The organism is Actinoplanes sp. NPDC020271 (genome assembly GCF_044388125.1).
Classification (GTDB): Bacteria; Actinomycetota; Actinomycetes; order Mycobacteriales; family Micromonosporaceae; genus Actinoplanes.
This window is the reverse complement of sequence record NZ_JBIRWQ010000002.1, coordinates 416,678-430,033: the sequence shown is the minus strand read 5'-3', so window position 1 is coordinate 430,033 and position 13,356 is coordinate 416,678. Positions and strand designations below refer to the sequence as shown.

Here is a 13,356-nt window from a genome sequence, read left to right as displayed (position 1 = left end):
CCGGCGGTCAGCTCACGTAGGCCAGACCGTCGGTGATGACGGCCGGGCGTCCGCTCGTACCGGCGACCACGACCACCACGGTGTGCTTGCCGGCCTTGAACGACTTGCTCCACAGCGCCTGGCGGTACGAGGTGGAACCGGACTTCGTGTCGACGGTCGCGACCTTCTTGCCGTCCAGGTAGATGTCGGCCTTGCCGGTCGTCGTCCCGCGGGAGAAGATCAGCGACGCCGATCGGCCGGTGAAGGCGTACGTCAGCTTGGTGTTCTTCTTCGTCGCCGCGAGCGCCCGCCCACCGAGGTGACCGGTCGCCTTCCGGGTGGCCCACGTGCCGGTCTTCTTGCCGGCGGTCTCGGCCACCAGCGTCGTCCTCGTGGTCACCGCCGCGGTCCGGCCGTTGAGCGAGGCGTCCCGCGCGGTCAGCGAGTACGTGGTGTTCACGCCCGGCTTCACGGTGGTCTTCCAGGCAGTTCCGGTCGGCACCAGGTTCGTCCGGGCCGGCTTGGTCGCGGTCACCGTGTAGAGCTTGACCGCGTCGCTCGCCTTGTACGTCACCGCGATCGGCACCGAGGTCGCGGTGACCGTGCCGGTGCGCGTCACGATCGCCGGCCCGGACAGGCTGGGCGCGGTCACGTCGCCGACCACCTTGTACGCCCCGGTCAGCGCCGTCCCGCCGGCCACGTGGGTGGCCCGCACCCGGATCCAGTGACTGCCCGTGGGCACGGCGATGTTCCCGCTGGTGCGGGCGGTGCCGGGCAGCGTGGCCACGGTCTGCCCGTCGATCTGCACCTCGAACTTGGCGATCTGCGCGGACGGCGTGGAGACGACCCAGTCGAAGGTCACCGCGTTGCGGACGTAGAAGATGCCGCCGACCGACAGCCCACCGGCCAGCGACTTGCCGGCCAGCCCGGTGATCTGCTGCACCGACCGCGCGCGGATGGTGTTCAGCTGGCTGTAGAGGTTGGTGCCGGGGCACTCGGTCAGGTAACCGCCGTTGGTGCCCTTCTCGCCGTCCTTGTGCCCGGAGATCGCCGGGAAGGTGACGGTGGAGCCCTGCTTCCAGTACCGGTTGGCGACGCCCTCGGTCATCGACGCGATGCCGGTCGGGCTGTGGTTGTACGCCCCCAGCCGCGCCGCCGCGACCTGCGCGATCGTGGTCATCGCCGCGTCCGACGGCTTCAGCGTGGTGTAGTCGCCGAGCAGCGCGATCCCGACCGAGCCGGTGTTGAAGCCGACCGTGTGCGCGCCGATCACCGCGTTGGTGACACCACCCTTGCGACCCTCGTAGAGCGTCCCGCACGCGTCGACGAGGAAGTTGTAGCCCATGTCGGACAGGCCCTTGACCTTGACGTCGTTGACCTGGATGCCCCGGACCACGGAGGCCGACTGGGCGCAGGTGTACGCGTTGCCGAAGCCGGTGTGGTGCACCCACACCATCCGGGCGTCGTTCGTGTACTCGATCGCGTACTTGACCAGGCTCTCGTCGGCATTCCAGCCGGCCCGGGACACGTACGCCGGGAGCTGGGCCTTGACCGGGACCGTCGAGGTCGGCACCGGCACCGCGGAGGTCGACTCCGGCGCCGGGCCGGTGCCCGTCGAGGGGGTGCCGGCCGGCGGCGCCGTGGTGGCCGGGGGCTGGGACGTCTCGTCCGGGACCGGTTCGGTGGCCGGCTCGGTCGGCAGGTCGGACACCTGCGGGTCGGGCGACTCGGTGATCTCGTCCCCGGCCGGCTCGGCGCTGTCGGAGACCGACGGCTGCGCCGACGGCGAGACCTCCTCGCCGCCGCCCTGACCGCCCTTGCCGCCCTTGGCGTCGGTGTCGATCAGGTTGATCTTCAACGCGGCCGGGACGGTGCCGCCACCGGCGATCCGGGCGGCCACGCCGTCGGAGAGGCCGGTCCAGATCGCGTCGGTGGCGCCGTGCGTGCGGGCCACCTCGTCCGGCCGGTCGGCGGCCGGCTCGGCCACACCCAGCGTCTCCCAGCCGGACCACGAGCCGGTCTTCACGCTGCGGGTGCGGACCTCGATCGCGCCCTGCGGGGCGACGGCCGGGTCGTTCCAGGAGACGCTGACCATGCTGAACTTGCGGGTGTCGCGCTGCGGCAGCTCCGCTCCCCCGTTCGGGGTGGTCGCCAGGTCGAGGGAGTCGAGCTCCGCGTGCAGCTCCGGCTGCTGCGCCGCCGGGTCCGGCGGGACGGCCGCCACGGTGAGCGCCGCCGCTGCTTGTCCGCCCTGGTCAGAGGGCCAGAGAAGCGCAGTGACGCCCCCCGCCGCGGCGAGCACGGCCACCGCCGTGCCCGCCACTGCCGACTTCCGCCGATTCATTCGGTCTCCCCCGCGCGATCTTTCGATTAGCGGCGGAAGGGTACCGGAAATCCCGGTCTAATCGGTACCGAGGGCGGTTACCGGACTGACCCGGGCCGCCCGGCGGGCCGGGAGCACCCCGGCGAGCGCGGTCAGCGCCACCAGGGCCAGGAACGCCACCACGAGCTGCCAGCCCGGCACCGCCAGCGGGGCGTTCACGCCGATCGCCTGCACGGCCAGCCAGGCGTACGGCACCCCGAGCACCAGCCCGAGCACCGCGCCGATCACGCCGTACAGGGCCGACTCGGCGGTGAGCATCGCCCGCAGACTGCCCCGCGACATCCCGATCGCCCGCAGCAGCCCGGACTCGCGGACCCGCTCGACCACCGACAGCGCGGTGGTCGCGCCCACCCCGACGACGGCGATCAGGACGGTCAGGCCGATCAGGCCGAGACCGATCGCGAGCAGCGTGTTCAGGTCGGAGTTGAGTTCGTCGCGCTGGTCGGCGAGCACGTCGACGGTGTAGTCGGTGCTGTTGCCGCCGGCCGCGCGCATCGCCCGCAGCGCCTCGGTGCGCCCGTCCGCGCCGTCGGCCGACGCGTCGGCGAGCAGGCCCGACGCCTGCGGCCCGGCGCCGAGCGCGGTCAGGTCGCCCGGGGTCACCAGCATCTCGGTGTGCAGCGGCGCGCTGTCGCCGAGCACCGCCACCACCGTCAGCGAGACGGACTTCTTCCCGTTCCGGACCTGCACGGTGTCGCCCACCCCGGCGCCGTTGATCTCCGACAGCATCCGGCTGATCACCGCGGCTCCGGGCCGCAGGTCGTCCACCGCACCGGTACGCACGTCGAGGTCCCGCAGCCGCGGCAGCGCGTTCACGTCCAGATCGGTGACCGCCAGGTGGTCGTACTGCGCGACCTGCGCCTCGGTCAGCCGCCGGTACGCCGTCACCCGCGTCAGTTCCCTGCTGCCCTTGGCCGTGGTGACGAACGTGTCCGGCAGCGTGCTGCCCTCGGAGCCGGTCATCTCGAAGTCGGCCGGGGCGCTCGCGGCCAGTTCCCGCTCGCCGAGCGCCTGGATCGACGCCGCCCCGACCAGCACCCCGGCGACCAGGGTCACGCCGAGCGCGACCACCACCGACACCGCCGCGGCCCGCCGTGCACTGCCGCCCACCCCGCCGACCGCGAGCCGGCCGACCGGTCCGATCCGCCGCAGCGGCCAGCCGGCCACCGCCAGGACCGGCCGGACCAGCACCGGGCCGAGCGCGATCAGCGCGACGAAGGCCAGCGCGCCGGAGGCGACCACGGTCAGGACCATGGTGCCGGCGTCGTAGTTCTCCTCGTCCGGGCCGGGCAGCGACGACACCACGTAGGCGACCAGGGCCAGCGCTGCGGCCAGCGGCAGCAGCCCGGCGATCCAGCGCAGCACCCCGATGCCGGTGCGCGCACCGGTGCCGGCCGCGGTCCGCAGCGCCTCCAGCGGCGCCACCCGGGACGCGGAGACCGCCGGGGCGAGCACCGCCACCACCGAGATCACGATCGCCAGCAGCACCGTGCCGAGCGCCCACAGCAGCGGGAACCCGGGGCTCTTCACCCCCATCCCGAACCCGCGCAGCGCGGCCGGCACGAGGTATCCGGCGGCTTGCGCGGCGGCGACCCCGACCAGGCCGGTGACCAGGCCGGTCAGCGCGCCCTCGGCGGCCAGCGCCCGGAACGTCGCACCCCGGCCGGCACCGACCGCCCGCAGCAGCGCGAGCTGCCGCATCCGCTGGGCGAAGACGATCCGGAACGTGCTCGCGGCGATCAGGCCGGCCGCCGCGACCGCGATCCCGACGAACGCGCCGACCACGGCGAAGATCTGATCGATATCGGACGAGGCGGCGCGCGCCTCCTGCAGCCGCACGTCGGCCCCCGTGGCCACGGCCGGTCGTTCGTCCTGCTTCACACCGGCGAACAGCGCGGTGATCCGGTCGGCGATCGGGCCGGCGTCGGTCCCGGCGGCCACGTCGATGTCGACCTGCTGGATGTAGTGCTCGCCGGTCAGGCCGAGCACGGTGGCGACCGGGGCGAACCCGTCGTAGCCGAAGTCCTGCGGCGGGTCGACCACGCCCACGATCTTGAGCGGCACCTTCTTGCCGGTCCCGGGATCGATCGTGGTGGTCGAGCCGACCGTCAGACCGAGCAGCTTCACCGTCCGCGGGGAGACCGCGATCTCGTCGGCCGCGCTCGGATAACGCCCCTCGGTGACCTTGACCAGCGCCAGCGGGCCGCTGCCGGGGTCCGCGGTGATGTTCAGGTACTGCCCGCCGAGCTGCACGCCGATCTCGAGCCGGGCCGCGGTCCGGGAGACGCCCGGTACCGCGGTGATCGCCGCGAGCTGCTTGTCGTCGACGGTGCCGTTGCGGACGATCAGGTCGGCCGCCTCCGGTGTGCCGCTGAGCCCGGCCAGGACGCTGCGCTGGGTGACCTGGTCGGCCAGCACGGTCGCGTAGACCACGAACGAGGCGACCAGCACGGCCAGCCCGGTGAGCAGCAGTCGCGCGGGACGACGGGCGACGCCCGCCAACTGCGTACGCAGAATGGTGTTCATCGGGCCGCCGCCAGGGACTGCAGAGCGTGGGTGACCGAGGCGATGTCCGGGTTGTGCAGCTCCCCGGCGAGCCGGCCGTCGGCGAGCAGCACGACCCGGTCGGCGTAGGCGGCCGCGCCCGCGTCGTGCGTGACCATCACGATCGTCTGGCCCAGGTTGCGAGCCGAGTCGCGGAGCAGGGTGAGCACCTCGGCGCCGGAGCGGGAGTCCAGGTTGCCGGTCGGCTCGTCGGCGAAGAGCACCTCCGGGCGGGAGACCAGCGCGCGGGCCAGCGCGACCCGCTGCTGCTGGCCGCCGGAGAGCTCGCTGGGCAGGTGCCCGAGGCGGCCGGCCAGCCCGAGCGTGGTGACCAGCCGGTCCAGCAGCTCGGTGTCGGGCTTCTTGCCGCCCAGGTCCAGCGGCAGCGTGATGTTGCGCACGGCGGTCAGCTGCGGCAGCAGGTTGAACGACTGGAAGACGAAGCCGATCCGCTCCCGCCGCACCTTCGTCAGCACCTTGTCGGACTGCTTGGTCAGGTCGCTGCCGCCGAGCAGCACCTGCCCCGAGGTGGCCGTGTCGAGCCCGGCCAGGCAGTGCATGAGGGTGGACTTGCCGGACCCGGACGGGCCCATGATCGCAGTGAACCGGCCGCGCTCGAAGCCGACCGTGACCCCGTCGAGGGCACGTACCGCGGTGTCGCCCGAGCCGTACACCTTCACCAGGTCGACGGCCGCGACCGCCGCGAGGGCGTCGTGGCCGGCCTGTGGGGACTGGGTCTGCATCAAAAGCTCCAAGGAAGCGGGGAACCGGACGACGAAATCCTGATCGATCACCCCGGCCGCCACATCGGCTCACAGGCAGGCTTCAGGTTCCGGCGTCTCTAACTTTCGGCCGATGGAGATCGGTCCGCGGCCGCCTACGCTGGGTCACGATGAACCGCATTCTGTTCGGGTTGCTGCAGGTCGCCGGGCTGGGCGCGATGGCCTTGCTCGGCTTGGTCGACGTGAGCGCCGGGATGACCGCGAGCCCCGCGTTCGGCATCCAGGTCGTGCTCGCGATGGCGGTCGCCGCGGTCTGCCTGTTCCAGTACAAGCCGCGCTCGACGGTGCTGCCGCTGGCCGCCATCGGGGTGTCCGGCCTGTCGCTGCTGGTCAGCGCGGGGCTGGCGGTGACCGAGCCGTACGGCGAGCTGTGGGGCATCGCCGAGTCGGCCGCCCTGCTGCTCCTACTCCTGCTGGTGGCCCGCAACGCCCGGCCCGACTGGGCCGTGCTGGCCCTGGTCACCGCCGGCGCCGCGGTCAGCGTGATGCCGCTACGCGCCGGGCACAGCACCATCTACGGCACGTTCTGCCTGGTCCAGGCGCTGGCCGCGGCCGGCGCGATCGGGCTCGGCGTGACCCTGCGGATGACCGCGGCCAACCGGCAGCGCGCGCTCGACTCGGTCCGCGCCGAGCAGCGCGCCGAGTTCGCCCGCGACCTGCACGACTTCATCGCCCACCACGTCACCGGCATCGTCGTGCAGGCGCAGGGCGCCCGGTTCGTCGCCGAGCAGGACCCGAAACGCGTGCTGCTCGCCCTGGAGCAGATCGAGCAGGCCGGCTCCGAGACGATGGCGTCGATGCGCCGGATGGTCGGCGTCCTGCGCGACCCCGAGTCGAGCCCGGACGCGCCGCTCGCCCCGGTCTCCGGCGTGCCCGAGCTCGGCGCGCTGGCCGAGCAGTTCACCGCCGCCGGTGGCCCGCCGGCCCGGCTGCACCTGGAAGGCGACCCGCACGGGCTGCCGGTCGAGGTCTCCACCTCGGCGTTCCGCGTGGTCATGGAGGCGCTGACCAACGCCCGCCAGCACGCGCCGCAGGCCTCCGCCGTCGACATCTGGGTCCGCCGCGCCCAGGATCAGCTGCTCATCCGGGTCGCCAACGACGGTCCCGCACCACGCCCGTCACTGGACCGGCCGGGGTACGGTCTGGTCGGCCTGACCGAACGGGTCCGCGCCGCCGGCGGCCGGATCACCTCCGGGCCGGGGGTCGACGGCGGCTGGGTCGTCGACGCGGTCTTCCCTCTCTAACAGGAGTCACCCACAGTGATACGCGTGCTCGTCGCCGACGATCAGGCCATGGTCCGCACCGGTTTCGGCATGATCATCGGCGCGCAGCCGGACATGGAGGTCGTCGGCGAGGCCGCGGACGGTGTCGACGCCGTCGAAGCCGCCCGCCGCCTGCGCCCCGACGTGGCGCTGCTCGACATCCGCATGCCGAGGATGGACGGCCTCCAGGCCCTGCGCCTGCTCGCCGGCCCCGGTGTCACCGACCCGGTGAAGGTCGTCGTCGTCACCACGTTCGACCTGGACGAATACGTGCACCAGGCGCTCCGCAACGGCGCCGCCGGCTTCCTGCTGAAGGACTCCGGCCCGGCGCTGCTGATCGAGGCGGTTCGCGCGGCGTACTCCGGCGACGCCCTGATCAGCCCGTCCATCACCGTCCGCCTGCTGGAACACTTGTCCCAGCCCGCGCCCCGCGGCGACGACGGCGGCCTCTCCCCACGCGAACTCGAGGTGGTGCGGCTGATCGCTCGCGGTCGCACCAACGCGGAGATCGCCGCCGAACTGTTCATCTCGGTCGGCACGGTCAAGACCCACCTCGGCAGCGTCCAATCCAAGATCAGCCTCCGCAACCGTGTCGAAGTCGCCGCTTGGGCCTGGGAACACCGCCTCGTCAGCTAGCCACCTCCGCGCTCCGTGGCATGGCCCTGCCGCGCTGCGCCGCCGCCCGATCGCCGCTGATCCGTCCCGGCCGAATCGAGATCACCTTCTTCAGGTCCCCGCTCCGCTGTGGTCCGGGTCGTCGCCCCCGCGGGGCCCTGACGGCGGGCCGCAGGCGACGGGCGGGCGGGTCAGGCGGCGTTGACCAGGGCCGGGGTCCGGGCGGGGCGCGTGGAGAGCCAGCAGCCGGCGACGATCAGGAGGAAGCCGGCGACCGTGCCGGCCCCGAGCGGCTCGTGCAGCAGGGTCACGCCGAGGAGCGCCGCGACGACCGGGTTCACATACGTGACCAGGCCCGCCTTGTTCGACCCGGCCAGCGCGATCAGCCGGTAGAACGCCAGCAGAGCCAGCGCCGTGCAGAGCAGGCCGAGCCCGGCGAGCGCGAGCCACGAGTCCGCGCCGACCGCCCCGGGCGACGGCAGCCGGAACAGCGCGAACGGCAGCAGCACCACCGAGCTGATACTGGTCGTGGCCGCGGTCAGCGCGTCCGGCGGCACCGCGGACAGGCGCTGCTGCACCAGCTTCGTCGCATAGGCGTAGCTGAGCGCCGCGAGCAACACCATCCCGGCGCCGATCAGCCCCCACCGGTCGCCGGAGACGTCCAGCCCGACCAGGACGACCACACCGAGGAACCCGGTGACCAGGCCGGCGACCCGGATGCCGGTGATCGGCTCGGTGTTCGCCATCAGCAGCGCGATCACGACCGGCTCGATCGCGATCAGGATGCCGGTCAGCGACGAACTGATGTGCGTCTCCCCGTACGTGATCAGCAGGAACGGCCCGACGATGTGCACCGCCGCGAGCCCGGCGACGACCCCGAGCCGTCCCCGCAACGCGCCGAGACTGCCCCGGAGCAGCGCGATGGGCACGAGCGTGGCCGCGCCGATCGCGCACCGCCCGGCGACGACGAGCACGGGCGAGAGGTCGTCGATGGCGATCTTGATCAGGAAGTACGGGACACCCCACAGCACGGACACGAGCACGAACAGGAGCCAGGCACGACGATTCACGACGACAAGCCTTCTCCCGTACGGTAGTTAGCGGTAGTACCGACTTGGTGAAGACGTACTAAGGAAATCTGATGATCGACTCACGGCGGTTGCAGATGCTCGCCCAGGTCGCCCGGCATGGAAGTTTCAACCGGGCGGCGGCTGAGCTGCGGCTGACCCCGTCCGCGGTCAGTCAGCAGATCAGCGCTCTGGAACGGAGTCTCGGCACGCCCGTGGTCCGCCGCAGCACCCGCGGGGTCGAGCTGACCGAGGCCGGGCTGGTCCTGATCGACGCCGCCGAGGCGATCAGCGCCGAGCTGCTCACCGCCCAGCGCGAGATCGACCGCCTGGCCACGGCCCGCACCGGGAAGCTGAGCGTGGCCACGTTCACCAGTGGCGGCCAGCGGCTCCTGCCGGCCGCGCTGACCGGGTTCACCGCGGCGCACCCGGGTGTCGAGCTGACCGTGATCGAGAGCGAGCCGGAGGAGAGCCTGCCACTGGTCCGTTCGGGCGCCGCCGAGCTGGCGTTGGCGTACCATTTCACCGGCCCGCCCCCGGTCACCGACGGTGACCGTTCCGGCCTGACATGGACGCCGATCCTCGACGATCCGATGTATGTCGTGATGCCCGCCGACCATCGCCTCGCCGGTTCGCCGTCGCTGGGCATCGCGGATCTCGGCGGCGAGCGCTGGGTGCACGGCTGCGTCGGCCAGAGCGACATGCTCGACCACTACGCGGCGCTGGCCGGCGTCGAGCTGCGCGTCGCCTGCCGCGGGACGGACTACCAGTTCGCCCAGTCCCTGGTCCGCGCCGGGGTCGGCATCAGCTCGATCCCGGAGGTCGCGCTGACCACCGACCCGACCGGCCTGGTCGCCGTCCCGATGCGCCCGCCCGGCCCGTGCCGCCACATCGGCGTCGCCACCCCGAAACGCCGCCCGTCGACGCTGGCCCTGGCCCTCGTGCGCACCTTGCGGGAAGCCGTGACCCAGCTTCCCCCGAACCCGCTGACCCGCCGCTGACCGGCCCGCCACGCGAGGTCCGCCGGTGGTCCCGGTCGCGAGGCGGCGCCAGGCCCCGGCCGGTTCTCACGGTGGTTGTCCGGGCCTCGTCACCGGGAGAACCAGCCGCAGGAGCGGGCCGCGCCGCCGGCGTGACCAGCGGCCGAGCCCGCGACGTACGGGAAAATCGGTTTTCAGAGGCTTATCCAGTAACGTTTGATCTTTCCGATCTCGGTGTCCCGGACGTCCTCCAGAACGCCGCCGGCCTTCTCGATCGTGCGCGCCGACCCCGCGTTGTCGACGTCGCAGGTGACCAGCACCCGGCCGAGTCCACGTCGCCGCGCCTCGCCGAGCATCTCACCCAGAGCGAACGACGCGAGCCCCCGCCGCCGCGCCGACGGCCGCACCCCGTAGCCGATGTGCCCGCCGGCCCGCAGCAGGAAGTCGTTGAGCTCGTGCCGCAGCGCGATCGCCCCCAGGTATCGATCACCTTCGACGATCCACCGGAACGTGCAGTGCACCCAGCCGTCGGGCACCGGGTTCGCGTGGTCCTCGGCGGCGAGCAGCCCGTCCACCCAGGCGGCGAACCCGTCGGGGCTGTCCAGTTCGACCCCGGGGCGCAGCCCGGCACCGTCCTGGTGGACGTCTTTACCCATTCGTCGCGCGACTCCAGCCAGCTCTCCCGGAGCCGCGCGGTCGGGCGGATCAACTCAGGCATGCCGCCGACCTTATCCACCGGCGGCCAGCCGGAGCAGCCGCTGGATCTGGGCCTGACGGGTTTCGATCATCTTCGTGGCGAGGCTTCGCGCCGGCGGGCAGGCGCCGGAGCCGGACTCCGTCCGCAGGATCTCCATGCCGTTGTGGAGATTCCGGGCAAAAGGCTTATCAGCGTACGGTCGAAGTCCGCCCCCGGCGTGGCGGCAAGCTCCGCGAGGAGCACCGTCGCGGCCGCCGCGACCAGGGACGCGAACGCACATCGGACCGGAGCGGCCCGGCGAGCCGAGCCGCTCCGCTTCAGCAGGAAGAACCTGACTACAGCGCGGTCCACAGAGCCGGCACGTTCGGCGGCTCCCACCCGGCGAGCGCCGTGTGCGGCTGCCGGCACTGGTAGGACTTCCCGGCGTAGGTCACGACGTCCCCGACCCGGTAGGTGGTCCCCGCCGCCCACGTGGTCGCCCCGGACGTCGGTCCCGGCGTGGTCGGCGTGACCGTCGGCGTCGGCGAGGCCGGCACCGTCGGCGTGGGCGTCGGGGTGGGTGTCGACCCGCCGCCGATGTTCAGGTCCACGCAGGAGTAGAACGCGTTGACCGTGTCCGCGATGTTCCACCGGGCGAGCACGGTCTGCCGCCCGGTGAACCCTTTCATGTTGACGGTGTGCGACTTGGTCGCCCCCGGCTGCGCCCCGCCGTCGTTGAACGATGCCAGCAGCGTGTTACCGATGAAGTATTCCCAGGTCGCGGTCGAGTGCCGCGCCGTGATCACCCAGTTGAAGGTGACCGTCTGACCGACGCCGGCCGCCGGCCAGCTCTTGCTGTTGTCGTTGAGCACAGTGAAACGGCTGCCGCCACCGTTGCACTGCGTGGACCCCTTCGGGGCTTCGACGCTCTGCGGTTCGTAGACGATGTCGCCGCAGTTCGCGACCGCGCCGCCGGCACAGTTCGCCTGGCGGCTGGGCGGGGACGAGATGTAGCCGTGCGCGAACGCCGGACTGGCCGCCACGAACAGCGACCCGAGGACCGCCGCGACGGTCAGCGCGGGCAGGGTGAAACGACGTCTCATCAGGGACTCCTTGCTGAGAACGAGGGGACGACGTGTTCATCAACGTAAATGAAATCGTCTTAACAGTAAACAGTGTTAAGGATTCTTTGGGGCAAGTCCCGAACCAGGTCAAAACCCGCTTTCCCGGTACGCCGTGAACCCGCCCGCCACCGCGGCAGCGCGCACCACCGTCGCCGCTCCACACACCCGTCACCAGCGGCGGCGCGCCGGCGCATCGCCGTCTCCGCCTCCCGCCCTCACACGCTCGCTCTCACCACCTCACACGTCCCGCCGCCGGAACGTCGAGAACGCCGCGACCAGCAGCACGGCGGTGGCCCCGGCCAGAAGGCCGAACCCCGGCCACGGGTCGAGCATCGCCGGGTCCGGGACCGTCGCCAGGATCCGCAGCCCGGCCGCCGTCGGCCAGTAACCGATGACGAACCGGGCCAGCGCCTCCGGCATCGCGTTGGCGAACACCGGAACCAGCAGCCCACCGACGATCACGCTGGTCACCGCGGCCGCGGTGGAACGCGTCAGCACCCCCACGGCCAGGCCGATCAGGGACGCCGCGGCCAGGTACAACCCGGTGCCGGCCACCGCCCGCAACGCCCCCGGGTCGCCGAGCGAGGCGTCCGGAACGCCCTGGCCGCGGATCGCCGCCTGCCCCGCGACGAACGCCACCAGCCCCGCCACGAATCCGGTGACCAGCATGGACCCGGTGACGAGCAGCGCTTTCGCGGCCAGCATGCGGGCGCGGCGCGGGGTCGCGGCCAGGCTGATCCGCAGCGACTCGGTGGTGAACGCCAGCACCCCGAACACCGCGGCGGCGATCTGCGCGACGATCACCCCGCTCAGCGAGGCCCGGATCGGGTCCCACGCCTGCGTACCGTCCCACTGCCGCGCCTGAGCCGTCGCGATCATCGCCCCGAACAGCGCGTTGACCGCCGGCAGCACGATCAGGCACCACACCGGCGACCGCAACGACCGCAGTTTGATCCACTCCGACCGGATCATCGCCGCCCCCCGTACTCGATCGCGTCCGCGGTGGCCGACATGAACACGTCCTCCAGCGACCCGCGTCGCGGGCTCAGCTCGGTGATCACCACTCGCCCGGCCAGCGCGACCCGCCCGACCACGCCCGCCTCCAGCCCACTGACCAGCAACGCACCGTCCGCCCGTTCCCGGACCACTCCCCCGGCCACCCGCAGCGCCTCGGCCAACCCGGCCCCGCTCCCGGCCTCGGCGCGGACCAGCAGTTCAGCCGGCTCGGCACGGTCCAGGAACGACGTGAGCGAGGTGTCCGCGATCAGCCGCCCACGCCCGATCACGACCAGGTGGTCCGCGGTCAGCTCCATCTCGGTCATCAGATGGCTGGAGAGCACCACGGTCCGCCCTTCCGCGGCGAGTTCCCGCATCAGCCCGCGCGCCCAGGCGATCCCGGTCGGGTCGAGCCCGTTGATCGGCTCGTCCAGCAGCAGGATCCCCGGGTCGCCGAGCATCGCGGCCGCGATCCCGAGCCGCTGCTTCATGCCGAGCGAGTACGTCCCGGCACGCCGCCCGGCCACCTCACCGAGCCCGACCCGGTCGAGCACCTCCGTCACCCGGCGCCGCGGCAGGCGGTTACTGGCGGCGAGCGCGTCGAGGTGCGCCCGCGCCGCCCGGTTCGGGTGCACCGCCTGCGCGTCCAGCAGCGCCCCGACTTCCCGCATCGGCACCGGGAGGTCCGCGTAACTTCGGCCATTGACCCGTACGCCCCCGGCAGTGGCCCGCTGCAGCGCGAGCGCGACGAGCATCGTGGTGGTCTTCCCCGCCCCGTTCGGACCGAGGAACCCGGTCACCCGCCCCGGCTCGAACGTGCACGTCAGCCCGTCCACCGCCACGGTTTCGCCGTACCTCTTGGTCAGCCCTCGAATCTCCAGCATGAACCGACCGTGCCCTGCTCAGCTGACCGTTCCCGCAGACCCCCTGAACACCGCCTGTGCCCCA

The 13,356-nt window shown here is 72.4% G+C and carries 12 protein-coding genes; 3 read left to right on the top strand and 9 right to left on the bottom strand.

What is annotated here, in order from left to right:
* Positions 1 to 7 precede the first annotated feature (7 nt).
* Genes ACH442_RS05695 through ACH442_RS05685 form a run of 3 tightly spaced genes read right to left on the bottom strand, consistent with a single transcriptional unit; the run spans position 8 to position 5,649 of the window.
* Positions 8 to 2,323, bottom strand: coding sequence for an N-acetylmuramoyl-L-alanine amidase (locus ACH442_RS05695; protein ID WP_396336742.1), 2,316 nt, complete (start codon positions 2,321 to 2,323; stop codon positions 8 to 10).
* Between the two features lie 57 nt (positions 2,324 to 2,380).
* Entirely contained in the window at positions 2,381 to 4,888 is a 2,508-nt protein-coding gene (locus ACH442_RS05690; protein ID WP_396336741.1) for an FtsX-like permease family protein, read from the bottom strand.
* Positions 4,885 to 5,649, bottom strand: coding sequence for an ABC transporter ATP-binding protein (locus ACH442_RS05685; RefSeq protein ID WP_396336740.1), 765 nt, complete (start codon positions 5,647 to 5,649; stop codon positions 4,885 to 4,887). The genes ACH442_RS05690 and ACH442_RS05685 overlap by 4 nt, the downstream gene beginning before the upstream one ends.
* Before the next feature lie 149 nt (positions 5,650 to 5,798).
* On the opposite strand from ACH442_RS05685, the gene ACH442_RS05680 reads away from it, so the two are divergent.
* Both ACH442_RS05680 and ACH442_RS05675 read left to right on the top strand, forming a co-directional pair.
* A complete protein-coding gene (locus ACH442_RS05680) occupies positions 5,799 to 6,932 on the top strand; it encodes a sensor histidine kinase (protein ID WP_396336739.1) in 1,134 nt (377 codons plus the stop codon).
* 15 nt (positions 6,933 to 6,947) lie between these two features.
* Positions 6,948 to 7,586: a response regulator gene (locus ACH442_RS05675; protein ID WP_396336738.1), complete on the top strand. Its 639-nt coding sequence runs from the start codon at positions 6,948 to 6,950 to the stop codon at positions 7,584 to 7,586.
* A 170-nt stretch (positions 7,587 to 7,756) separates the two neighbouring features.
* Here the strand turns inward: ACH442_RS05675 and ACH442_RS05670 are convergent, their stop codons facing one another.
* A complete protein-coding gene (locus ACH442_RS05670; protein WP_396336737.1) occupies positions 7,757 to 8,635 on the bottom strand; it encodes a DMT family transporter in 879 nt (292 codons plus the stop codon).
* Between the two features lie 71 nt (positions 8,636 to 8,706).
* Here ACH442_RS05670 and ACH442_RS05665 point away from each other — a divergent pair, with 71 nt between their 5' ends.
* Entirely contained in the window at positions 8,707 to 9,633 is a 927-nt protein-coding gene (locus ACH442_RS05665) for a LysR family transcriptional regulator (protein WP_396336736.1), read from the top strand.
* 173 nt (positions 9,634 to 9,806) lie between these two features.
* On the opposite strand, the gene ACH442_RS05660 is transcribed toward ACH442_RS05665, so the two are convergent.
* The 5 genes from ACH442_RS05660 to ACH442_RS05640 form a co-directional block, all read right to left on the bottom strand.
* Positions 9,807 to 10,268 carry a GNAT family N-acetyltransferase gene (locus ACH442_RS05660; RefSeq protein WP_396336735.1) on the bottom strand — a complete coding sequence of 154 codons (462 nt, stop codon included), beginning with the start codon at positions 10,266 to 10,268 and terminating at the stop codon, positions 9,807 to 9,809.
* A gap of 72 nt (positions 10,269 to 10,340) precedes the next feature.
* The gene (locus ACH442_RS05655) at positions 10,341 to 10,466 is read right to left on the bottom strand and encodes a hypothetical protein (protein WP_396336734.1); all 126 of its coding nucleotides are present in this window, start codon (positions 10,464 to 10,466) and stop codon (positions 10,341 to 10,343) included.
* A 178-nt stretch (positions 10,467 to 10,644) separates the two neighbouring features.
* A complete protein-coding gene (locus ACH442_RS05650) occupies positions 10,645 to 11,391 on the bottom strand; it encodes a lytic polysaccharide monooxygenase (protein WP_396336733.1) in 747 nt (248 codons plus the stop codon).
* Positions 11,392 to 11,649: 258 nt separating this feature from the next.
* On the bottom strand, positions 11,650 to 12,384 hold the full coding sequence (locus ACH442_RS05645) for an ABC transporter permease (protein ID WP_396336732.1): 735 nt from the start codon (positions 12,382 to 12,384) through the stop codon (positions 11,650 to 11,652).
* The gene (locus ACH442_RS05640) at positions 12,381 to 13,292 is read right to left on the bottom strand and encodes an ATP-binding cassette domain-containing protein (protein ID WP_396336731.1); all 912 of its coding nucleotides are present in this window, start codon (positions 13,290 to 13,292) and stop codon (positions 12,381 to 12,383) included. Before ACH442_RS05640 ends, ACH442_RS05645 begins: the two co-directional genes overlap by 4 nt.
* Positions 13,293 to 13,356 lie beyond the last annotated feature (64 nt).

What these genes read in the sequence shown, in the direction of transcription:
- ACH442_RS05650 (WP_396336733.1), bottom strand. Translation starts at nt 11,391, where the DNA reads ATGAGACGTCGTTTCACCCTGCCCGCGCTGACCGTCGCGGCGGTCCTC.
- ACH442_RS05655 (WP_396336734.1), bottom strand. Translation starts at nt 10,466, where the DNA reads ATGGAGATCCTGCGGACGGAGTCCGGCTCCGGCGCCTGCCCGCCGGCG.
- ACH442_RS05665 (WP_396336736.1), top strand. Translation starts at nt 8,707, where the DNA reads ATGATCGACTCACGGCGGTTGCAGATGCTCGCCCAGGTCGCCCGGCAT.
- ACH442_RS05680 (WP_396336739.1), top strand. Translation starts at nt 5,799, where the DNA reads ATGAACCGCATTCTGTTCGGGTTGCTGCAGGTCGCCGGGCTGGGCGCG.
- ACH442_RS05685 (WP_396336740.1), bottom strand. Translation starts at nt 5,649, where the DNA reads ATGCAGACCCAGTCCCCACAGGCCGGCCACGACGCCCTCGCGGCGGTC.
- ACH442_RS05640 (WP_396336731.1), bottom strand. Translation starts at nt 13,292, where the DNA reads ATGCTGGAGATTCGAGGGCTGACCAAGAGGTACGGCGAAACCGTGGCG.
- ACH442_RS05690 (WP_396336741.1), bottom strand. Translation starts at nt 4,888, where the DNA reads ATGAACACCATTCTGCGTACGCAGTTGGCGGGCGTCGCCCGTCGTCCC.
- ACH442_RS05660 (WP_396336735.1), bottom strand. Translation starts at nt 10,268, where the DNA reads ATGGGTAAAGACGTCCACCAGGACGGTGCCGGGCTGCGCCCCGGGGTC.
- ACH442_RS05645 (WP_396336732.1), bottom strand. Translation starts at nt 12,384, where the DNA reads ATGATCCGGTCGGAGTGGATCAAACTGCGGTCGTTGCGGTCGCCGGTG.
- ACH442_RS05695 (WP_396336742.1), bottom strand. Translation starts at nt 2,323, where the DNA reads ATGAATCGGCGGAAGTCGGCAGTGGCGGGCACGGCGGTGGCCGTGCTC.